Origin of the sequence: Variovorax pasteuri, assembly GCF_051216435.1 — a bacterium.
GTDB lineage: Bacteria > Pseudomonadota > Gammaproteobacteria > Burkholderiales > Burkholderiaceae_C > Variovorax.
The window spans coordinates 718,426-737,572 of record NZ_JBPJZS010000001.1 but is presented as its reverse complement, the minus strand read 5'-3'; the positions used below and the strand labels follow the sequence as shown (position 1 = coordinate 737,572).

22 protein-coding genes are annotated in these 19,147 nt (G+C 68.7%); 8 read left to right on the top strand and 14 right to left on the bottom strand.

The window, feature by feature from the left end; all coding sequences use genetic code 11:
• The first annotated feature begins 4 nt into the window (after positions 1-4).
• Complete coding sequence (gene rsgA, locus ACSFBM_RS03390; RefSeq protein ID WP_435483132.1) at positions 5-961, top strand: ribosome small subunit-dependent GTPase A; 957 nt, start codon at positions 5-7, stop codon at positions 959-961.
• Positions 962-971: 10 nt separating this feature from the next.
• On the opposite strand, the gene ACSFBM_RS03385 is transcribed toward rsgA, so the two are convergent.
• The 8 genes from ACSFBM_RS03385 to rpsP form a co-directional block, all read right to left on the bottom strand.
• On the bottom strand, positions 972-1,997 hold the full coding sequence (locus ACSFBM_RS03385) for a hypothetical protein (RefSeq protein ID WP_435483131.1): 1,026 nt from the start codon (positions 1,995-1,997) through the stop codon (positions 972-974).
• 13 nt (positions 1,998-2,010) lie between these two features.
• A complete protein-coding gene (gene hisC, locus ACSFBM_RS03380) occupies positions 2,011-3,102 on the bottom strand; it encodes a histidinol-phosphate transaminase (RefSeq protein ID WP_435483130.1) in 1,092 nt (363 codons plus the stop codon).
• Between the two features lie 16 nt (positions 3,103-3,118).
• Positions 3,119-4,120 carry a CobD/CbiB family protein gene (locus tag ACSFBM_RS03375; protein WP_435435342.1) on the bottom strand — a complete coding sequence of 334 codons (1,002 nt, stop codon included), beginning with the start codon at positions 4,118-4,120 and terminating at the stop codon, positions 3,119-3,121.
• Positions 4,121-4,172: 52 nt separating this feature from the next.
• Positions 4,173-4,892: a CoA pyrophosphatase gene (locus tag ACSFBM_RS03370; protein ID WP_435483129.1), complete on the bottom strand. Its 720-nt coding sequence runs from the start codon at positions 4,890-4,892 to the stop codon at positions 4,173-4,175.
• 132 nt (positions 4,893-5,024) lie between these two features.
• Positions 5,025-5,402 carry a 50S ribosomal protein L19 gene (gene rplS / locus ACSFBM_RS03365; RefSeq protein ID WP_116908189.1) on the bottom strand — a complete coding sequence of 126 codons (378 nt, stop codon included), beginning with the start codon at positions 5,400-5,402 and terminating at the stop codon, positions 5,025-5,027.
• Positions 5,403-5,512: 110 nt separating this feature from the next.
• A complete protein-coding gene (gene trmD, locus ACSFBM_RS03360; protein WP_435483128.1) occupies positions 5,513-6,259 on the bottom strand; it encodes a tRNA (guanosine(37)-N1)-methyltransferase TrmD in 747 nt (248 codons plus the stop codon).
• A 15-nt stretch (positions 6,260-6,274) separates the two neighbouring features.
• Positions 6,275-6,829, bottom strand: coding sequence for a ribosome maturation factor RimM (rimM, locus tag ACSFBM_RS03355; RefSeq protein ID WP_435483127.1), 555 nt, complete (start codon positions 6,827-6,829; stop codon positions 6,275-6,277).
• 16 nt (positions 6,830-6,845) lie between these two features.
• The gene (gene rpsP / locus ACSFBM_RS03350; RefSeq protein ID WP_093124286.1) at positions 6,846-7,109 is read right to left on the bottom strand and encodes a 30S ribosomal protein S16; all 264 of its coding nucleotides are present in this window, start codon (positions 7,107-7,109) and stop codon (positions 6,846-6,848) included.
• Between the two features lie 179 nt (positions 7,110-7,288).
• On the opposite strand from rpsP, the gene ACSFBM_RS03345 reads away from it, so the two are divergent.
• Complete coding sequence (locus tag ACSFBM_RS03345; protein ID WP_435483126.1) at positions 7,289-7,813, top strand: GNAT family N-acetyltransferase; 525 nt, start codon at positions 7,289-7,291, stop codon at positions 7,811-7,813.
• Between the two features lie 18 nt (positions 7,814-7,831).
• The gene (locus ACSFBM_RS03340; protein WP_435483125.1) at positions 7,832-8,278 is read left to right on the top strand and encodes a TM2 domain-containing protein; all 447 of its coding nucleotides are present in this window, start codon (positions 7,832-7,834) and stop codon (positions 8,276-8,278) included.
• A 3-nt stretch (positions 8,279-8,281) separates the two neighbouring features.
• Here ACSFBM_RS03340 and ACSFBM_RS03335 read toward each other — a convergent pair whose 3' ends face one another.
• From ACSFBM_RS03335 to hda, 5 genes are all read right to left on the bottom strand, one after another.
• Positions 8,282-9,292 (bottom strand): inorganic phosphate transporter, encoded by a 1,011-nt coding sequence (locus ACSFBM_RS03335; protein WP_435435336.1) that lies wholly within the window; start codon positions 9,290-9,292, stop codon positions 8,282-8,284.
• A gap of 14 nt (positions 9,293-9,306) precedes the next feature.
• Positions 9,307-9,951, bottom strand: coding sequence for a DUF47 domain-containing protein (locus ACSFBM_RS03330; protein WP_435435335.1), 645 nt, complete (start codon positions 9,949-9,951; stop codon positions 9,307-9,309).
• A gap of 234 nt (positions 9,952-10,185) precedes the next feature.
• A complete protein-coding gene (folK, locus tag ACSFBM_RS03325; protein WP_435483124.1) occupies positions 10,186-10,860 on the bottom strand; it encodes a 2-amino-4-hydroxy-6-hydroxymethyldihydropteridine diphosphokinase in 675 nt (224 codons plus the stop codon).
• Positions 10,857-12,482: a polynucleotide adenylyltransferase PcnB gene (pcnB, locus tag ACSFBM_RS03320; protein WP_435483123.1), complete on the bottom strand. Its 1,626-nt coding sequence runs from the start codon at positions 12,480-12,482 to the stop codon at positions 10,857-10,859. Before pcnB ends, folK begins: the two co-directional genes overlap by 4 nt.
• Positions 12,483-12,499: 17 nt before the next feature.
• Positions 12,500-13,186, bottom strand: a complete 687-nt coding sequence (gene hda / locus ACSFBM_RS03315; RefSeq protein WP_435435332.1) for a DnaA regulatory inactivator Hda — start codon at positions 13,184-13,186, stop codon at positions 12,500-12,502.
• Between the two features lie 160 nt (positions 13,187-13,346).
• On the opposite strand from hda, the gene purM reads away from it, so the two are divergent.
• The 5 genes from purM (at position 13,347) to ACSFBM_RS03290 (ending at position 17,811) form a co-directional block, all read left to right on the top strand.
• Positions 13,347-14,387, top strand: a complete 1,041-nt coding sequence (gene purM, locus ACSFBM_RS03310) for a phosphoribosylformylglycinamidine cyclo-ligase (RefSeq protein WP_435483122.1) — start codon at positions 13,347-13,349, stop codon at positions 14,385-14,387.
• Between the two features lie 49 nt (positions 14,388-14,436).
• Positions 14,437-15,537 (top strand): AI-2E family transporter, encoded by a 1,101-nt coding sequence (locus ACSFBM_RS03305; protein ID WP_435483121.1) that lies wholly within the window; start codon positions 14,437-14,439, stop codon positions 15,535-15,537.
• Positions 15,538-15,656: 119 nt separating this feature from the next.
• Positions 15,657-16,217 carry an isochorismatase family protein gene (locus tag ACSFBM_RS03300; protein WP_435483120.1) on the top strand — a complete coding sequence of 187 codons (561 nt, stop codon included), beginning with the start codon at positions 15,657-15,659 and terminating at the stop codon, positions 16,215-16,217.
• Positions 16,214-16,846: a DJ-1/PfpI family protein gene (locus ACSFBM_RS03295; RefSeq protein ID WP_435483119.1), complete on the top strand. Its 633-nt coding sequence runs from the start codon at positions 16,214-16,216 to the stop codon at positions 16,844-16,846. Before ACSFBM_RS03300 ends, ACSFBM_RS03295 begins: the two co-directional genes overlap by 4 nt.
• Positions 16,810-17,811: a GlxA family transcriptional regulator gene (locus ACSFBM_RS03290; RefSeq protein ID WP_435483118.1), complete on the top strand. Its 1,002-nt coding sequence runs from the start codon at positions 16,810-16,812 to the stop codon at positions 17,809-17,811. Before ACSFBM_RS03295 ends, ACSFBM_RS03290 begins: the two co-directional genes overlap by 37 nt.
• A 36-nt stretch (positions 17,812-17,847) precedes the next feature.
• Here the strand turns inward: ACSFBM_RS03290 and ACSFBM_RS03285 are convergent, their stop codons facing one another.
• Positions 17,848-19,140, bottom strand: coding sequence for an RNA polymerase sigma factor (locus tag ACSFBM_RS03285; protein WP_435483117.1), 1,293 nt, complete (start codon positions 19,138-19,140; stop codon positions 17,848-17,850).
• Positions 19,141-19,147: the final 7 nt, after the last annotated feature.

The following is a 19,147-nucleotide window of genomic DNA, read 5'->3' as shown; positions in this document are numbered from 1 at the left end:
GCCCTTGGCTAAGCCGAGCCGCACCGCCGCTTCCGCAGCATCCACTGCGAAGACGCTGAACGACGGTCTCGTTGTCGCCAGCCACGGGCGTCACTGCCTGGTCGAAACGCCCGCGGGCGGGCGCCTGATCTGCCACCCGCGCGGCAAGAAGAGCCAGGCCGTGGTCGGCGACCGTGTGCTCTGGCAGGCCAGCGAGGACGAAGGCACCATCGAGCAGGTGCTGCCGCGGCGCAACCTGTTCTACCGGCAGGACGAGATCCGCACCAAGTCGTTCGCGGCCAACCTCGACCACGTGCTGATCCTGATCGCCGCCGAGCCGGAGTTCTCCGAGCATCAGTTGGCACGTGCGCTGATCGCGGCCCAGGCCGAGCGCATCACACCCATCATCGCGCTCAACAAGAGCGACCTGGTCGAGCCCTTCGCGCGCGCCTGGGCCAAGCTGGCGCCCTACCGGCGCATGCACCACGGCGTGCTGCCGCTGTCGCTGAAGGCATCGGGCGAGGCCGACTACGCCTCGCTGATGAAGCTGCTCGCGGGCAAGTGCACGCTGGTGCTGGGCCCTTCGGGCTCGGGCAAGAGCACGCTGACCAACCTGCTGGTGCCGGGCGCCACCGTGCTGACGCAGGAGATCTCGCAGGCGCTGAATTCGGGCAAGCACACGACCACGAGCACCACCTGGTACTGGATCGACGAAGCCCGCACCACAGGCCTGATCGATTCGCCGGGCTTCCAGGAATTCGGCCTGAACCACATCGAACCGATGCAGCTCGCCGGCCTGATGCCCGACATCGCCGAACACATGGGCGACTGCAAGTTCTACAACTGCACCCACCTGCACGAGCCGGGCTGCGGCGTGATCGCCAACGTGGGGGCGGGCAACGAAACGGGCAACGGCATCAGCCCGAGCCGCTACAAGATCTACGGCGAGCTGTTCGCCGAGCTGAGCCAGAAGCGCTACTGAAGCGCCGGCTTCAGCCGAGCCAGACGCGGTAGGACTTCCAGGTCGGGTCGAAGGCAAGGTCCAGCGTGACCGGAAGGTCCATGTCCTCCTGCAGCGACTGCGCATGCGCGATCGCCGCAGCGGCATCGGCCACCTGGAAGTTGACGGTGCGCACGCCCTCTTCCAGCACGACGTGCGTGCAGCAGCCCGCCTCGTGCGTCTGCAGCAGCGCGGTCAGCCGGTCTTCGTAGACGCGGGCCGCTTCCAGTTCTTCGCCCGATTCCACCGGGATCGCGGCCGACAGGTGGTGGCCCAGGTCAGCGCGGCCCAGCAGCGCGGCGGCCGTGTCGTTGCGCATCACGACCATCTCGATCTCGCTGCCGTCCTCGGCTTCGCGCGTGGCGGTCAGGCCCGACCAGGCGTGCTCGCCCGTGGGGAACACACCGGTGTGACCGAGTTCGTCGCGCCAGCAGGCGTCGAACACAGGCACGAAGTCGTCGAGCGACACGCCGTCGAAACCCGCGCTGTCGCCGGCGTCGGCATAGTCGACCGGGCCGACCTTCACCGCCGTGTCGTACTCGCCCAGGATGTGGTCGAGCATGATGAGGCTCATGTGGCGCGCGTGATCCCGCATGTCCATGGGAATGGGCTTGGCGAAGCCGATCTCCAGCGCCACGAGGCCGTCGTAGGGCTCGTGCTTCACGAGGATGTCGGAACTCGCCAGTTCGAAGTCGCCCATGCGAATGCCGAAGCCCTGGCCCGTGCGCTGACGGAAAGCCTCCACCTCGACCTGCGGCAACGCGGGGCTGCTCTGCACCAGCGCCATGACGTCGTCGAAGTCGTCCATCGAGCCGTGGGCGGTCAGCACGAGCTTGAATGCGGGCGGCTCACCCGCCACTTCCGCGGCCAGGCGTGGAAAGAGGGGCTGCAGCAGTGCGTTCAACGCCGGCACCAGCTCGTGCCCAGGCAGGGTGCGAAGGCTGTCGAGCTGGGCGCTCACCGCTTGCCAGAAGCTTGCGCAGGCCGCTGAGCGCGGGTCGGAGTCATGGGTCGGCATGGCCGGGGTTCCTTCAAAGATGGGGGCCGAGGATGTCCTGCAGCCGCTGCACCAGCGTGCTGCACTGCTCTCGGGTGCCGATGCTGATGCGCAGGTACTGCGCGATGCGCGCCTGCCTGAAATGCCGCACTAGCACGGCGCGCTCGCGCAGCAGTGCAGCGAGTTCCGCGGCGTCGCGCTGCGGATGGCGTGCAAAGACGAAGTTGGCTTGCGAGGGCAGCACCTCGAAACCCAGGTCTTCGAGCTGGAGACACAGGCCTTCGCGGGTGTCGACGATCTTGTCGCGCGTGCCGCGGAACCAGGCCTCGTCGTCGAGCGCGGCCACCGCGCCGGCCGAGGCCAGCCGGTCGATCGGGTAGGAGTTGAAGCTGTCCTTCACGCGCACCAGGGCGTCGATCAGGTGGGCCTGCCCGCAGGCGAAACCGACCCGCAGGCCCGCCAGCGAGTACGCCTTGGAGAGGGTCTGCACCACCAGCAGGTTCGGATACTTGTCGATCAGCGGCAGCGCGCTTTCGCCGCCGAAGTCGATGTACGCCTCGTCGACCAGCACCACGCGCTCCGGACAGGCCTGCAGCAATTGCTCGATGCGCGACAGCGGCTGGCCGATGCCCGTGGGCGCGTTGGGGTTCGCGATGACGACGCCCGCGCAGCCTTCGCGGGCACGCGCCGCCAGGGCGTCGATGTCGATGCGCCGGCCGTCGTCCACCGGCTGCAGGTCGCAATCGATGCCGTACAGCTGCGCATAGACCTTGTAGAAGCTGTAGCTCACATCAGGCATGAGCAGCGGCGCGGCCTGCTGGAAGAACGCGAAGAAGGCGTGCGCGAGCACCTCGTCGGAGCCGTTGCCTGCGAACACCTGGTCGGCACGCAGCCCGTACCGCCGCGCGACCGCTTCGCGCAAGGCGAGCGAGGTCGGGTCCGGGTAGCGCTCCAGCCCGTGCTCGGCCGCGCGCCGGATCGCCTCGACGGCCATCGGCGACGGCGGGTACGGGTTCTCGTTGGTGTTGAGCTTGACGAGGTTCTCGATGCGCGGCTGCTCGCCGGGCACGTAGGGTTCGAGCGCGCCGATACGCGGGCTCCAGAAAGCCGGCACTGCGGTAGTCATGAAATTCTCCTGCGGCTCAGCCCAGCAGGCGAGCCAGGGTCAGCAAGGCCAGCAGCACCATCCACATGACGACCGAGCGCCAGACCAGGCCCACGACGCTGCGCAGGTGGCCAGGCTCGGGCTCGCGCCCAGGCGTGCTGCCGCTGTCTGTGCGACGGCCGTCGGCCATCGATTCGCCGGCCTGGGCGCGTGACAGCGAATCGGCGACGGGAATCGGGCTCAGCGAACCGCCGCCCAGGCGCACGTTGACCGCGCCCGACGTCGCTGCGAGGATCACGCCGTCGTTTTCGTTGGGGAAGCGCTGCGCGTCGTTGCGCCAGCAGTCGATGGCTTCCTCGAAGCTGCCGACCACCGCGAAGCCCAGCGCGGTGATGCGCGCGGGGAGCCAGTCGATCGCGTGCCAGGCACGCCCCGCGGCCTCCTGCACCGCGACACTCGACGGTTGCACCGCGGCGCCGTTCTTGTGCGCCCAGTAGCGCGAGACGAACTCGCTCATGCGGTAGAACACCGCGCCGGCCGGCCCGAGTCCGATGGCCGCAATGACCGAAAACCACGCCAGCACGCCGAACACATGGCGGTGCGCGGCGATCACCGAATGCTCGATGACGTGGCGCACGATTTCGCTGCGCGGCAGGTCGGCCGCATCCACTCCCTGCCAGTGCGCGAGCAGCGAGCGCGCGAGCGGCTCGTCGCCCTCGTCGAGCGCATCGCGGATGTCGGTGAAGTGATGGCTGAACTGCCTGAAGCCCAGCGTGACGTAGAGCACCGCAATGCTCCAGAGCACCGCGAACGGCAAGCCGAGCGTGAGCACCAGCAGCCAGTGCACGCCCAGCGACAAGAGCGTGGGCACGAAGACCGCGAGCCCCCAGGCGATCCATCCGTGATGCGGCTTGCCCGCGTCGAAGTTGCGGCTGGTCCAGCGTGTCCACGCCAGAACCCCGCCGTACACGGGGTTGTGCGGGCCCAGCGGCCGCACCTGCTCGATCAGCAGCGCGCACAGGATGGCAAAAAAGCTCATCCTTCGATGATAGCGAGACCGCCCGAAGATTCCGGCCCTGCGCGCAAGAGGCTCAGGCAGCGAGGAAGCGGTAGAGATTGCGCAGCATGCCTGCGGTCGCGCCCCAGACGAAGCGCTCGTCGGGCCCGTCCTGGTAGGGCATCGAATACCACTCGCGCCGGCGGCCGTCCACCGCGCTCACCGAATGGCGGCGGTGGTTGGCAGGGTCCATCAACCAGGCCAGCGGCACCTCGAAGGCATGGGCCACTTCGTAGGGATTGATGGTGAGCTCGAAGTCGGGCTGCACCAGCGCGACGACCGGCGTCACGATGAAAGAAGTCACCGTGGTGTAGGTCGGAAGACTGCCGAGCACTTCGATGAACTGCGCCGACAGGCCGACCTCTTCCCATGCCTCGCGCAATGCGGCGGCGGAAATGTTGGCGTCTTCCGGGTCGACGCGGCCGCCCGGAAACGCCACCTGGCCCGAGTGGTTCGACAGGTGCGTGGTGCGCTCGGTGAGCAGCACGGTCGCGCCGTGGGGACGCTGCACGATCGGCACCAGCACGGCGGCCTGCGCGGGCGGGCGGTCGATCATGCGGGGCTCGCGCCTGAGCTCGGGCTCCCACACGGGCGGCGCGGCGAAGCGCGCGCGCAACGCCTGCGCCGTCAACTGGTCGGCCGCCACCGCAGGCAGGCCGTCGCTGCCGTCCACGAACGGCGCCTCACGCGGATCGAACTGCAGCAGCGTGGGCGGCACCACGGCATTGATGGGTTCGAGGGGAGCGGGTTGCATGGAGGCGACGGTGGAGGAGAAAGAGGTCAAGAGGCTTCGAGTAGAGCGTAAAAAAGCCAAGCTGTCTTTTTGTGCGGAACACCAATGCAAAAAGCCGCCAGAGCGGCGGCTTTTCTTGCACGACAGGGCTGCTTATTTGGCAGCGGCCGTCGACTTGCTCGGCAGCTTTTCCTTGATGCGTGCCGAACGACCGCTGCGCTCGCGCAGGTAGTACAGCTTGGCGCGGCGCACATCGCCGCGGCGCTTGACTTCGATGCCGGCGATCAGCGGGCTGTAGGTCTGGAACGTACGCTCCACGCCTTCGCCGCTGGAGATCTTGCGCACGGTGAAGCCGCTGTTGAGGCCACGGTTGCGCTTGGCGATCACGACGCCTTCGTAGGCCTGCACGCGCTTGCGGGTGCCTTCGACGACGCTCACGCTGACGATGACCGTGTCACCGGGCATGAAATCGGGAATGGTTTTGCCGAGGCGGGAAATTTCTTCCTGCTCGAGGGTCTGGATGAGGTTCATGATTTCCTGATAGTCGATCGTGTCGGGCTACACAAAGGGCGCCTGGGCTTTCATCGGAAGTACCGGCGAAAAGTCCGGCGCGGCCGGGCAGAGGATCGGGGAGCCCGAGATTATAGCTTTTTTTTCAGCGCGGCCTCATCGGCCTTGGCAAGACGTCCCGCCGCGCGGGCCGCGTCGATCAGTTCGGGGCGCCGCGCGGCCGTGATGGCCAGGCGCTGGTCGCGCCGCCAGCGCTCGATCTGCACATGGTGGCCCGAGAGCAACGGTGCCGGCACGCCCTGCCCGCTCCACTGCTCGGGCCGGGTGTAGTGCGGGCAGTCGAGCAGGCCGTCGAGGGCGGGATTGAAGCTGTCCTGCACGTGGCTGGCTTCGTCGCCGAGCACTCCCGGCTGCAACCGTGCGACCGCGTCGAGCAGCGCCATGGCCGCGATCTCTCCGCCGGAGAGAACGAAATCGCCGAGGCTGATCTGGTGCGTCACGCGCGTGTCGATGAAACGCTGGTCAATACCTTCATAGCGCCCGCAGACCAGCACCGCGCCCTCGCTGGCAGACCAGCGCTCGACCGATGCGTGCCGCAACGCCTCGCCGATGGGGGAAAACAGCACGACGGGTGCCTCTGCGCCGCGGGCCGCGAGCGCCGCGTCGAGGCAAGCCGACAACGGCTGCGCCATCATCACCATGCCGGGGCCGCCGCCGAACGGGCGGTCGTCCACGCGCTTGTAGTTGCCAGGGGCGAAATCGCGCGGATTCCACAGCACCACCTCGACCTGCTTCGACTCGTAGGCACGGCGCGTCACGCCGCTGGCCATGAAAGGCGCGAACAGTTCGGGAAACAGCGTAAGGACGTCGAAGCGCATGCGCGCAGTCGCCGGTCAGTAGTCGGGTTGCCAGTCGACCGTGATCAGGCGGCCGGGCAGGTCGACCTTGTCGACGAAGACGGAGACGAAAGGCACCATGCGCTCGACGGCCTTGCCGCCTTCTTCGGCGGCGAGAACCAGCGTGGTCTGCGGACCGGTGGCGAGCAGCTCGCGCACCTCGCCGAGCACGACGCCTTCACGGTTGACCACCGACAGGCCGATCAGGTCGACCCAGTAGTACTCGTCGTCGCCGGCCGTTGGAAAGCTAGAACGCGATACGAACACGCGTGCGCCGCGCAGCGCTTCGGCCGCGTTGCGATCGGGCACATCGTCGGACGTGGCGACGATGCAGCTGGAATGTTCTTTGGCTTCGCGGATCGCGAGCCGGAAAGCGGCGCTCGCCGCAGCCCCGGGGGCCTGCAGGAACCAGCGCTTGGAAGAAAAAAGCGCCTCGGGCTGGGCGCTGTGGGGCAGGACCTTGAACCAGCCCTTGATGCCCCATGCATCGGCGATGCGCCCTACTTCAATCGCGTCCGCCGGCAATTCGGCGGTTTCGAGTGCGGGCAGCATCGCCGTGCGGGACGGCTTAGGCCGCCGCCTTGGGTGCTGCCGAAGCAGCTTGCTTGATGATGCGCAGAACGGTGGGCGAAGCTTGTGCGCCGACGCTCTTCCAGTAGGCCAGGCGGTCCTGGGCGATACGGATGCTTTCTTCGTTTTCCTTGGCGGTCGGGTTGTAGAAGCCCAGACGCTCGATGAAACGGCCATCGCGGCGAACGCGCTTGTCCGACACGACGATGTTGAAGAACGGACGGCCTTTGGAGCCGCCGCGGGAGAGTCGAATGACGACCATGATTTATCCTTGGGTGGTCAGCAGGCCTTATGGATGAAGAAGAGGCCCGCTCACAATGTTCTTCCAGCGTCGAGACACGCGACATGGCCACCCGGCCAGCGACACGCTGAAAAGCCTGCGATTATAGCCCGACACGCGTTTTCTCCGAATTCCGGCCTCGCGCCACCTGTTCCATCCGCATGCCCCTCACCATCCGCCCCAGCCGCGACGAAGACGTTGCAGCCGTCACGGCCATCTATGCCCACCACGTGCTGAACGGCACCGGCACCTTCGAAACAGAGCCTCCCTCCCCCTCCGACATGGCGGCCCGGCGCGCCGACGTGCTTGGCAAGAAACTGCCGTATCTGGTCGCCGAAGAAAACGGCGAAGTGTTGGGTTTTGCCTACTGCAACTGGTTCAAGCCGCGCCCGGCCTACCGTTTTTCGGCCGAGGACTCGATCTACATGTCGGAGTCAGCGCGCGGCAAGGGTCTGGGCGCGAAGCTGCTGGCGGCGCTGTCGCAAGCAGCCGAAGCAGCAGGCGTGCGCAAGCTGATCGCGGTGATCGGCGACTCGGCCAACGCCGGCTCCGTCGGCGTGCACCGCAGCCAGGGCTTCACCCACGTCGGCGTGCTGAAGGACTGCGGCTGGAAGTTCGGCGAATGGCGCGACGTGGTCCTGATGGAGAAGGTGCTCGGCGAAGGCAGCACCACCAAGCCCGAATGACCTCTGAATGACACCCGAATGAAAAACAAGACCACCGCCGCCTGGCTCACCTTCCTGGGCGGCCCGCTGGGCCTGCACCGCTTCTACCTGCGGGGCATCGGCGACTGGCTCGGTTGGCTGCTGCCCATTCCCACGGCGCTGGGCGTCTACGGCATCGAACGTGTGCGCCTGTACGGCGTGGACGACGGCCTGAGCTGGGCGCTGATTCCGCTGCTGGGCTTCACCATCGCGGGCTGCGCGCTGGTGGCCATCGTCTACGGCCTGATGACACCCGAGAAGTGGAATGCGCGCTTCAACGCGAGCGCGCCGTCGGATGCCAAGCCGGGCCAGACCAACTGGTTCACCATCGGCGCGGTGGTGATGTCGCTGTTCTTCGGCAGCACGATCCTGATGGCCAGCATCGTGTTCAGCTTCCAGCGCTACTTCGAACACCAGATCGAAGAAGGCCGGAAGATTTCGCAATAGCGATCAGAACAGCTGGATGCTGATCCAGTAGGCGATCGCCGCCACGAAGGCCGACGCCGGGATCGTGAAGATCCACGCCCACACGATGTTTCCCGCCACGCCCCAGCGCACCGCGCTCGCGCGCTGCGTGGAGCCGACGCCGACGATGGCGCCCGTGATGGTGTGCGTGGTCGACACCGGAATGCCCAGCGCGGTGGCCAGGAACAGGGTCAGCGCCCCGCCCGTCTCGGCGCAGAACCCGCCCACGGGCTTGAGCTTGGTGATCTTCTGGCCCATCGTCTTCACGATGCGCCAGCCGCCGAACATGGTGCCCAGCGCAATCGCGGTGTAGCAGCTCACGATGGTCCACAGCGGCGGCGCGGCGTCGCTGGCCGAGGCGTAGCCGGTGGCGATCAGCAGCATCCAGATGATGCCGATGGTCTTCTGCGCGTCGTTGCCGCCATGGCCCAGGCTGTAGGCGCCGGCCGAAACCAGCTGCAGCCGCCGGAACCAGCGGTCCACCCGCGACGGCGTGGCGCGCCTGAAGCCCCAGGCCACCGCGATCATCATCATCGAGCCCAGCAGGAAACCCAGCAGCGGCGACACGAAGATGAAGGCCACCGTCTTCCAGATGCCCGAGGCCACCAGCCCGCCGGTGCCGGTCTTGGCGATCACCGCGCCCACGATGCCGCCGATGAGCGCGTGCGACGAGCTGCTCGGAATGCCGTAGTACCAGGTGACCAGGTTCCAGCTGATGGCGCCGACGAGCGCGCCGAACACCACGTGCACGTCGACCACGCCGGGTTGGGCGATGCCCTTGCCCACCGTGGCCGCCACGCTCAGGTGGAAGATGAAGATCGCGATCAGGTTGAAGAACGCCGCGAACACCACGGCCTGCCCCGGCTTGAGCACGCCGGTGGAGACCACCGTCGCGATCGAGTTCGCGGCGTCGTGGAATCCGTTCATGAAGTCGAACAGGATCGCCAGCGCGACCAGCACCATCACCACCCAGAGGGCGACCTGAACCGTTGCCATCGGTTGCTACCCGCTCAGGAGTTCTCGAGGACGATGCCCTCGATCACGTTGGCCACGTCCTCGCACTTGTCGGTGATCGTCTCGAGCAGCTCGTAGATCGCCTTGAGCTTGATCACCTCGCGCACATCGGGCTCCTCGCGGAACAGCTTGCTCATGGCGCTGCGCATCACGCGATCGGCGTCCGATTCGAGGCGGTCGATTTCCTCGCAGGTCTTGAGCACCGCCTCGGCCACCGCCGGATCGGCGATCTTGCCGAGGAACTTGACGGCGTCCTTCAGTCGGTCGCAGCACTTCACGCTCAGGGCCGTGAGGCGCACGATCTCGTCGGTCATGTGGCGCACGTCGTACAGCGCCATGGTCTCGGCCGAGTCCTGGATCAGGTCGGCCACGTCGTCCATCGTGTTGATGAGCTTGTGGATCTGCTCGCGGTCGATGGGCGTGATGAAGGTCTTGTGGATCAGCCGGTTGACGTCGTGCGTCACGCGGTCGGCGGCGCGCTCGGCGTTGTCGACATCGCGGTTGTACTGCTCGCGCAGGTGCACGTCGTTGTAGTTGGCGACGAGTTGCTCGAAAGCCCTCGCCGCCTCGACGATGCGATCGGCGTGCTGGTTGAACATCTCGAAGAAATTGCCCTCGCGGGGCAGCAGCTTGCCGAACATGGAAACTCCTGGGGTGCGCCACAACCACAACGGTATGACGCCTTCATGAAAAACCGGCGAAGTTTAACGGGCATGACGGCCCGGCCCGCACGGACCGGCTTTTGAAGCGCTGCGCGCACGCCCCGCTGCCCTCGAATTCAGCCGGTCGTTCAGCCGGGCAAGCGCAGCACCGGCAAGTGCCAGCCGCCGTGGATGCCGCCCAGTCGCAGCGCCACGATCAGCAGCGCGGCCGCGTCAGACGATGCGCTTGACCACCTGGCCCGTGACGCGTGCCAGCGCCGCGCGCGGCACCTTGTCGGGTGCGATTTCAGCCAGCGGCTTCAGCACGAAGGCGCGCTCGCGCATGCGGGGATGCGGCAGGGTCAGCGTGGGCGTGTCCATCACCGAGTTGCCGTGCATCAGCAAATCGAGGTCGAGCGTGCGCGGTGCATTGGGAAAAGGCCGTTCGCGGCCGGCCTGCGTTTCCAGGCGCTGCAACGCCACGAGGAACTGCTCGGCATCCAGGCCGGTGCGCACGGCCACCACGGCGTTGACGAAATCGGGGCCTTCGGCATCCACCGGTTCGCTGCGGTAGAGCGACGAACGGGCCGTCACCTGGGTGCGCTGCAACGCGCCGATGGCGGCCATGGCCGCCTTCACCGCCGCCTCGGCATCGCCCAGGTTGGCGCCGATGGCGACGAAGGCCTGCACGGTCGGGTAGTCCTCGCGCGGACCGCGCGGGCGGCTCGTGGGCGCGCGGGCGGGCGAACGGCGCGCGGGCGGGCCGCTTCGGGCGCCGGCCGTCGGGGGCTTGCCCCCGGTGCTGCGCGGTGGTGCGGCCTTGGGGACCTTGCTCACCTTGCTTACCTTGGCAATGGCCTTGGCCGCGGGGCTCTTCCTGCCGCCGTCCGGCCGGTCAGGCGCGCTCATTCGCCTGCGGCGTGGCCGCCGCCCTCACCACCGCCGTCGCCACCGCCCGCAGGACGCGGCTTGCGACGGCGCCGGCGCTTGCGCGGCGCGGCTGCTTCGCCGTCGGGGGGCACGGCACCGGCTTCGACTTCGACCTCTTCGTCCGAGTCCGTCTCGGCGCCCTGGGCCTGGCGCACCACAGGCTCGCTGCGCGGCTTGGGCGGCGGGTTCTCGCGCACCCGCACGCGCTGGCGCACCTTCTGGTCTTCGCGCACCTGCTCCAGCAGGTCCTGGCGGCGCACGTCGTCGGCGGTGCTGAACTCCTGCCACCACTCGGCAATGGCCTCGCTCACCTCGCCCACGTCGGCGCGCAGGCGCATGAAGTCGAAGGCCGCACGAAAGCGCGCCTGCTCGACCAGGCTGTGGGGCGTGGAGCCGGTGCGCTTGTCGAAGCGCGGCTGCATCATCCAGATCTCGCGCATGTCGGCGGCCAGCTTGCCGCGGCCCGACACGTCGCCGATGCGCGAATTGAACACGTCGTCGATGGCGTCCTGCAGCGCCGGGAACGGCGGCTGCGGGCGCTGGCCGTGGCGGCCTTCCTGGCGCTGGGCCCAGCCGTCGCGCACGTCGGCCCACAGCACGCAGGCCAGCAGGAAGCTGGGCGCCACGGGCTTGCCCTCGCCCACACGGCGGTCGGTGTCCTGCAGGGCGGCCTTCACGAAGGGCTGGTCGGCGCGCTCCACCACCACGTCGAGCAGCGGGTAGATGCCGCGCGCCAGGCCGAGCTTGTTGAGCTGCTCGATGGTCGCGATGGCATGGCCGGTCTGCAACAGCTTGAGCATTTCGTCGAACAGGCGACTCTGCGGCACGTCGGCCAGCAGCTTGCTCGAATCGATCAGCGGCGCCGCCGTCTTGGCTTCCATCTTGAAGCCCAGCGCGGCGAGCTTGGCCGAGAAGCGGATGGCGCGAATGATGCGCACCGGGTCTTCGCGGTAGCGCGTGGCCGGGTCGCCGATCATGCGCAGCGTGAGCTTCTGCGCGTCCTTGATGCCGTTGTGATAGTCGACCACCACCTGGTTGGCCGGGTCGTAGTACATGGCGTTCACTGTGAAGTCGCGGCGCGCCGCGTCTTCTTCCTGAGGGCCCCAGACGTTGTCGCGCAGCACGCGGCCGCTGGCGTCCACGGCGTGCTTCATGCTCGCGAGTTCGCCTTTGCTGGTGCGCTCGTTGCCCGCCACCTGCTCGGCCGCGGTGTTGTCCATGTAGGCACGGAAGGTCGAGACCTCGATCACCTCATGCTCGCGCCCGCGGCCGTACACCACGTGCACGATGCGAAAGCGCCGCCCGATGATGAAGGCACGGCGAAACAGCGACTTGACCTGCTCGGGCGTGGCGTTGGTGGCCACGTCGAAGTCCTTGGGGCGCAGCCCCAGCAGCAGGTCGCGCACCGCGCCGCCCACCACATAGGCCTCGTACCCCGCCTGCTGCAGCGTGGTGACCACGTTTTTCGCGCGTTCGTCGACCAGGGCCGGATCGATCCCGTGAACCTCCGCCGGCACCTCCTGGCGCTTGCCGAAGCGGCTCTTGCCCTGTGTGCCGCCAGCGGATTTGCCGAGCAGCTTGTCGATGAATTTCTTGATCATTGTTTGGTTGGAAGCTCTTATTCGTTCTCAAGCATGGAGCGGATCAGCGGAATGGTGATCGCGCGTTGGGTCTGCAGGGCATAGCCGTCGAGCTGCGTGAGCAGCTCCATCAGGCTGCCCAGGTCGCGGCTGAAGCGGTGCAGCATGTAGTCGAGCACGTCGTCGGACAGCATCACGCCGCGCGCATCGGCCGCCTGGCGCAGCACCGCGCGGCGTTCGCTTTCGCTGAGCACCTGCAGGTGGAACACATGGCCCCACCCCAGGCGGGTGCGCAGGTCCTCGCGCAGCGCCAGATCGGCCGGCGGCAAGGCGCCGGCGGCCACCACGCCGCGCTGCAGAGTCTGGGCGTTGACGAACCAGTTGAAGGCCGCGTGCTGTTGCACGGCGGTGTAGAGGTGCACGTCGTCGAGCAGCACGGCGCCCCAGCGCTCGTCGAACTCGGGCGGCTCCAGCAGGCCGGCGTGCAGCCAGCCCACGCTGGCGCCCTGCTCCCTCAGTGCGACACGCACCGATTCGAGCAGATGGGTCTTGCCACTGCCGCCTTCGCCCCACAGGTAGGTCGGCACCGGCGAGTGCAGCGCAGGGCTGCCGGCGCCGCCCACCCACACTTGCAGGTGGCGCAGCGCCGCCTCGTTGGGGCCGGCAAAAAAGGCGTCGAAGCTGGGGCCCGTCGCAATGCCGATATCGAGCGCGAGCTGTTTCATCCCGGGAAGGTTCATGGAGGGGGCCACGAGGGCCCTTAAAATCGTGAGGAATTCTATCGGCCCGGCCAACATGGTTGCCGGCACCCTCTTCAGTTCCTCCTCTTCGCATACTTTCGCGTCCTTTCGCGGCCTTTCGCGCTCTTCCCGACCTCGACCATCTATGACCTCCCCTACGCCCACCCCGCTCAGCTACAAGGATGCCGGTGTCGATATCGACGCAGGCGACGCCCTGATCGACCGCATCAAGCCGCTGGCGAAGAAGACCCTGCGCGAAGGGGTGCTCGCCGGCATCGGCGGCTTCGGCGCCCTGTTCGAGGTGCCCAAGCGCTACAAGGAACCGGTGCTGGTGAGCGGCACCGACGGCGTGGGCACCAAGCTCAAGCTGGCTTTCGAATGGAACATGCACGACACCGTCGGCATCGACCTGGTGGCCATGAGCGTGAACGACGTGCTGGTGCAGGGCGCCGAGCCCCTGTTCTTCCTGGACTATTTCGCCTGCGGCAAGCTGGACATCGACACGGCAGCCGCCGTGATCGGCGGCATCGCCCGCGGTTGCGAGCTCTCGGGCTGCGCCCTGATCGGCGGCGAAACCGCTGAAATGCCCGGCATGTACCCCGCCGGCGAGTACGACCTGGCGGGTTTCGCGGTCGGCGCGGTCGAAAAATCGAAAATCCTCACGGGCCAGAACGTCAAGCCCGGCGACGTGGTGCTGGGCCTGGCCTCGGCCGGCGTGCACTCCAACGGGTTCAGCCTGGTGCGCAAGGTGATCGAACGTGCCGGCGCCGACCTGCCCGCCACGCTGGACGGCAAGCCCTTCCGCGAAGCCGTGATGGCGCCCACCCGCCTGTATGTGAAGCCCGTGCTCGATGCGCTGGCCAAGCACCCGATCAAGGCGCTGGCCCACATCACCGGCGGCGGCCTGCTCGAGAACATTCCCCGCGTGCTGCCCGAAGGCACGGCCGCCCACCTGACAAAGGGCAGCTGGCCGCAGACCGAACTGTTCGCCTGGCTGCAGAAGGTGGCCGGCATCGACGACATCGAGATGAACCGCACCTTCAACAACGGCATCGGCATGGTGGTGGTGCTCGACGCGGCCGAAGCCGCCGCCTGCGCCGCCACGCTGCGCGCGGCCGGCGAATCGGTGCATGAAATCGGCGTGATCGCCGCGCGCGGCGAAGGCGCCGCGGTGGTCGTCGGCTGAACGCCGGCTGCTCCGTCCACAAGTCCTGAGCAGAGCACCGACACCCCGGATGGCCAAGAAGCCGCAACCCACCACCTCCGCCGCGATCCCGCCCCCCGCGGCCCCCGCCTACCGCCCCACCGCCTCGCGCGGCGTGATGGTCGCCAGCTACCTGCTGATGCTGGCGGCCCTGCTGCTGGTGATGTGGGAGCACCTGCTGCCGGGGCTGCTGTGCGTGTGCATCGGCTTCCTGGCGACGCGCTGGTTCGCGCGCGTGCTGACCGGCGGCCTGCTGCGCATGCCGGCACTCGCCAGGCGCGCCGACCGCACCCAGGGCTGGGCCAACGTGCTGGCCGTCATCCTGGTCCTGCTGGGCCCTATCGCCCTGGTCACGCTGCTGCTGTCGCAGGCGCGTGAATACATCGTCGACGCGCCCGACCAGTACCGCGAGCTGCTCGACTACACGGCGCGCACCGTGCTCGAGCTGCGCTCCAAGCTGCCGGTCGAAATCGCGGCCTACCTGCCGGAAGGCGCGGCCGAAATCCAGCGCGTGATCGCCAACTACCTGCGCGCGCAGGCCGGCTCGCTGGCCATGGCGGGCCGGGCCTGGCTGCACGGGCTGCTCTTTTCCTACGTGGGGCTGATCGTCGGCGCACTGGCCGCGGTGGCGCACGCGCCGCTGCGCCGCCGTCCGCTGGCCGAGCAGCTGCACCAGCGCGTGCAGACCTTCGGCGAGGCTTTCGGGCAGATCGTGGCGGCCCAGTTCTGGATCGCGGCCTTCAACACGCTGCTGACCGCCATCTTCCTGCTGTTCGTCATGCCGATGTGGGGCGCGCACCTGCCGTACACGCCGGCGCTGATCACCCTGACCTTCCTGGCCGGGCTGGTGCCCATCGTCGGCAACCTGGTGTGCAACTCGGTGATCACGCTGGTGGGCCTGTCGGTGTCGCCGGTCACGGCGCTGGCCTGCCTGATCTTCCTGATCGTGATCCACAAGGCCGAGTACGTCATCAACGCCAAGGTGGTGGGCGCGCGCACGCAGATGAGCGTGTGGGAGCTGCTGGCCGTGATGTTCGTGGCCGAGGCGGTGTTCGGGCCGGCCGGGCTGGTGGCGGCGCCGCTGTATTACGCGTACCTGAAGAAAGAACTCCAGGCGGCGGCGCTGGTCTGATCGACTCCCGGGCTGCAATGTCCGGATCTGATCGGTTCCGGTCCGTCCCCGAACGGACCATGGGCTGGTAACGCAGAAGAATAGGCGGCATCATCCACTCCGCCCCAGCGAGACCCGCCATGAAAACCTGTCTGATTGTGATCGACGTGCAGGAGTCTTTCCGCCAGCGCTCCTACTGGGACCCGCGCCTCGCGGCCCCCTACCTCGCCGAACAGAACGCGCTGATCGCCGGCTGCGCCGCTGCCGGCGTGCCGATCGTGCGGATCTTCCACACCGACGGGCCGGCCGACGCCGGCAATCCGTTCGCCGTCGAGTCGGGCCATGTGCGGCCCCTCGAGGGCCTGGCGCCCTTCGAGGCCGCGGCCACCTTCACCAAGCGCCGCCACAGCGCGCTGGTCAATACCGGACTGGACGTCTGGCTCACGCAGAACGGCATCGGCCGGCTGATCGTGAGCGGCATCCGCACCGAGCAGTGCTGCGAAACCACCGCGCGCCACGCCTCTGACCTGGGCTGGGAGGTCGACTACGTGACCGACGCCACGCTGACCTTCGACATGGTGCAGCCCGACGGCCGCCCGCTGCCGGCCGCCGAGATCAAGGCCCGCACCGCCACCGTGCTGCAGGGCCGCTTCGCCACCCTGTGCAGCGTGGCGCAGGCGCTGCAGCGGGCCGCTGCATGACGGCATTGCGCGTGCTCATCCTGGCCTTCGACGGCGTCGAGGCGCTGGACTTCGCCGGCCCCTTCGAGGTGTTCACCACCGCCAGCCGCGTCGCCCAGCGCATGCAGCCCGGCAGCGCGGCGCCGTTCGACGTGGCCTCGGTCGCCGAGGCGGCCGCCGGCCAGCCCGTGCAGGCCCGGGCCGGCTTGCAGCTGCTGGCCGGCCACACGCTGGCGGACGGCCCGCAGGCCGACGTGCTCGTCGTTCCCGGCGGCGTGGTGGATGCGCCACTGGCCAGCCCCGGCACCCTGCGCTGGATCGCCGATCAGGCCGCCGGGGCGCAGGTCGTGGCCTCGGTCTGCACCGGCGCCTTCCTGCTGGCGGCAAGCGGGGTGGTGACCGACCACGCCGTTACCACGCACTGGGAAGACATTGCCGACCTGCGCGGGCAGTTCCCGGCGCTCGACGTGCGCGAGGGCGTGCGCTGGGTCGACAGCGGCCGCATCGTCAGCTCGGCGGGCATCAGCGCCGGCATCGACATGAGCCTGCACCTCGTGGCGCGGCTGGCCGGGCGCGAGCTGGCCGAGCGCACCGCGCGCCAGATGGACTACGCATGGAACCGCAACCCCGTCATCCAGCCATCCGCGTAGTCTTCGCGCTGCTGCCCGGCAGCCTCGTGCTCGACTGGGCGGGCCCTGCCGAGGCGCTGCGCATCGCCAACCAGCGGCTGCGCGCCATGGGCCAGCCCGAGCGCTTCGCGATCGAGTTCGCGAGCCCGCGGCCCACGTCCATCGGCTCGGTCGGCGTGGCGCTGGCCGGGCTGTCCCCGTTGCCGACTCAGTGGGACGGCCCCGGCTGGGTGGTGCTGGTCGGGCTGCCCGGCGACACCATTGCCATCGACAACCCCGAGGCGCAGGACCTGCTGCACTGGCTGCGCGGCCTGCGCTTCGGGCGCGGGCGGCTCGAGTTGGTGACCATCTGCGCCGGTGCGTTGCTCGCCGCGCATGCCGGCGCACTCGCGGGCCGGCGCGCCACCACGCACCATCACCACCTGGCCGAGTTGCGCGCCGTGGAGCCGCGCTGCGACGTGGTGAGCAACCGCGTGTTCGTGATCGACCCGCCGCTGTACAGCAGCGCGGGCGTGACGACCGGCATCGACCTGGTGCTGCACCGCATCGCCGAGCTCTGCGGCGAGGCGCTCGCGGCGCAGGTCGCGCAGACCATGGTGGTGGCGCTGCGCCGCGGCCCCGAAGACCCGGAGCTGTCGCCCTTTCTCGCCTACCGCAACCACCTGCATGCCGCGCTGCACCGCGTGCAGGACGCGGTCAGCGAGCAGCCGCAGGCCGACTGGAACGTGCCGCGCATGGCCGAGGTGGCGCACACCTCGGCGCGGCATCTCACGCGGCTGTTCATGGAGCATGCGGGCGTCGCACCGCTGGCCTACCTGCGCAGGCTGCGTCTGGCGGTGGCGCAGCTCGCGCTGGCCTCGGGTGCGAGCGTCACGCGGGCGGCGGAACAGTCGGGCTTCGGCTCCGACACGCAGTTGCGCCGCGCGTGGCACCAGTTCGGCTTGCCGGGCTCGCCCTCGGAGGCCGGCCAGGCTTTCAAGGCCTGAGCCACGGCCTGAGCAGTGGCGCTCAGTGCCGGACGTTCACTCGGCGATGCAGGCACGCGCGCGCGCCAGCAGCAACGCACGCTCGCGCGTGTTGCGCGTGAGCGCTGCGGCGCGGTCGAACTCCTTGCGGGCCTCGTCGTGGCGGCCTAGCTTGAACAGCAGGTCGCCGCGCACCGTCGGCAGCAGGTGGTAGCCCTTGAGCGCGGGTTCGTCCATGAGCGCGTCAACCACCTCCAGCCCCGCCGCCGGCCCGAAGGCCATCGACAGCGCGACCGCCCGGTTGAGTTCGACGATGGGTGACGGCGCGAGCTCGGCCAGCGCGTCGTAGAGCGCGGCGATGCGCGCCCAGTCGGTTTCATCGGCGGTGCGCGCACGGCCGTGGCAGGCGGCAATGGCGGCCTGCAGGGCATAGGGGCCGAGCGCGCCGCCGAGCGATTCGGCGCGCGCGAGCGCGGCCAGGCCGCGGCGGATCAGCATGTGGTCCCAGCGCGCGCGGTTCTGCTCGAGCAACAGCACCGGCTCACCCGAGGCGCCGACGCGCGCGGCGGTGCGCGAGGCCTGGATTTCCATCAGCGCGACGAGGCCGTGCACCTCCGCCTCCTTGGGCACCAGCTCGGCCAGGATGCGGCCGAGGCGCAGGGCTTCGTCGCACAGCGCGGGGCGCATCCAGTCGTCGCCGGCGGTGGCCGAATAGCCTTCGTTGAAGATCAGGTAGATCACTTCGAGCACCGAAGCGAGCCGGCCTTCCAGCGCGTGGCGGCGCGGCACCTCGAAAGGCACGCGCGCCTCGGCCAGCGTGCGCTTGGCGCGCACGATGCGCTGCGCCACGGTGGCCTCGGGCACGAGGAACGCGCGGGCGATCTCGTCGGTCGCGAGGCCGCCCATGAGACGCAGCGTGAGCGCCACGCGCGCCTCGGTCGACAGCACCGGGTGGCAGGCGGTGAACACCAGCCGCAGCAGGTCGTCGCCGATGTCGTCGTCCAGCGCCGAATCGACCGCGTCGGCGAAGTCGGCCCGCGCCATTTCGTGTTGCGCATCGAGCTCGCGGCCGATCTCGCCGGCCTTGTGCTCTGCCAGTTGCAGGTGGCGCAGGCGGTCGAGCGCGCGGCGCTTGGCCACGGCGGTGAGCCAGGCGGCCGGGTTGTCGGGCACGCCTTCGCCCGGCCACTGCTCCAGGGCCGAGACCAGCGCGTCCTGCGCCAGTTCTTCGGCCAGGCCCACGTCGCGCACCCTGCGCGCGACGGTGGCGATGATCTTCGCGGACTCCATGCGCCACACCGCCTCGACGGTGCGGCGGATGGCGTCTTCGCGGCCCTCTTCTGCGGTCACGGCGGCT

Excerpts from the sequence above, each read along its gene's own strand:
- ACSFBM_RS03385 (WP_435483131.1), bottom strand. The coding sequence starts at position 1,997 with ATGCCGACCCATGACTCCGACCCGCGCTCAGCGGCCTGCGCAAGCTTC.
- hisC (WP_435483130.1), bottom strand. The coding sequence starts at position 3,102 with ATGACTACCGCAGTGCCGGCTTTCTGGAGCCCGCGTATCGGCGCGCTC.
- ACSFBM_RS03375 (WP_435435342.1), bottom strand. The coding sequence starts at position 4,120 with ATGAGCTTTTTTGCCATCCTGTGCGCGCTGCTGATCGAGCAGGTGCGG.
- ACSFBM_RS03370 (WP_435483129.1), bottom strand. The coding sequence starts at position 4,892 with ATGCAACCCGCTCCCCTCGAACCCATCAATGCCGTGGTGCCGCCCACG.
- rplS (WP_116908189.1), bottom strand. The coding sequence starts at position 5,402 with ATGAACCTCATCCAGACCCTCGAGCAGGAAGAAATTTCCCGCCTCGGC.
- trmD (WP_435483128.1), bottom strand. The coding sequence starts at position 6,259 with ATGCGCTTCGACGTCCTTACGCTGTTTCCCGAACTGTTCGCGCCTTTC.
- rimM (WP_435483127.1), bottom strand. The coding sequence starts at position 6,829 with ATGCTGCCCGCACTCGAAACCGCCGAATTGCCGGCGGACGCGATTGAA.
- rpsP (WP_093124286.1), bottom strand. The coding sequence starts at position 7,109 with ATGGTCGTCATTCGACTCTCCCGCGGCGGCTCCAAAGGCCGTCCGTTC.
- ACSFBM_RS03345 (WP_435483126.1), top strand. The coding sequence starts at position 7,289 with ATGCCCCTCACCATCCGCCCCAGCCGCGACGAAGACGTTGCAGCCGTC.
- ACSFBM_RS03340 (WP_435483125.1), top strand. The coding sequence starts at position 7,832 with ATGAAAAACAAGACCACCGCCGCCTGGCTCACCTTCCTGGGCGGCCCG.
- ACSFBM_RS03335 (WP_435435336.1), bottom strand. The coding sequence starts at position 9,292 with ATGGCAACGGTTCAGGTCGCCCTCTGGGTGGTGATGGTGCTGGTCGCG.
- ACSFBM_RS03330 (WP_435435335.1), bottom strand. The coding sequence starts at position 9,951 with ATGTTCGGCAAGCTGCTGCCCCGCGAGGGCAATTTCTTCGAGATGTTC.
- folK (WP_435483124.1), bottom strand. The coding sequence starts at position 10,860 with ATGAGCGCGCCTGACCGGCCGGACGGCGGCAGGAAGAGCCCCGCGGCC.
- pcnB (WP_435483123.1), bottom strand. The coding sequence starts at position 12,482 with ATGATCAAGAAATTCATCGACAAGCTGCTCGGCAAATCCGCTGGCGGC.
- hda (WP_435435332.1), bottom strand. The coding sequence starts at position 13,186 with ATGAAACAGCTCGCGCTCGATATCGGCATTGCGACGGGCCCCAGCTTC.
- purM (WP_435483122.1), top strand. The coding sequence starts at position 13,347 with ATGACCTCCCCTACGCCCACCCCGCTCAGCTACAAGGATGCCGGTGTC.
- ACSFBM_RS03305 (WP_435483121.1), top strand. The coding sequence starts at position 14,437 with ATGGCCAAGAAGCCGCAACCCACCACCTCCGCCGCGATCCCGCCCCCC.
- ACSFBM_RS03300 (WP_435483120.1), top strand. The coding sequence starts at position 15,657 with ATGAAAACCTGTCTGATTGTGATCGACGTGCAGGAGTCTTTCCGCCAG.
- ACSFBM_RS03295 (WP_435483119.1), top strand. The coding sequence starts at position 16,214 with ATGACGGCATTGCGCGTGCTCATCCTGGCCTTCGACGGCGTCGAGGCG.
- ACSFBM_RS03290 (WP_435483118.1), top strand. The coding sequence starts at position 16,810 with ATGGAACCGCAACCCCGTCATCCAGCCATCCGCGTAGTCTTCGCGCTG.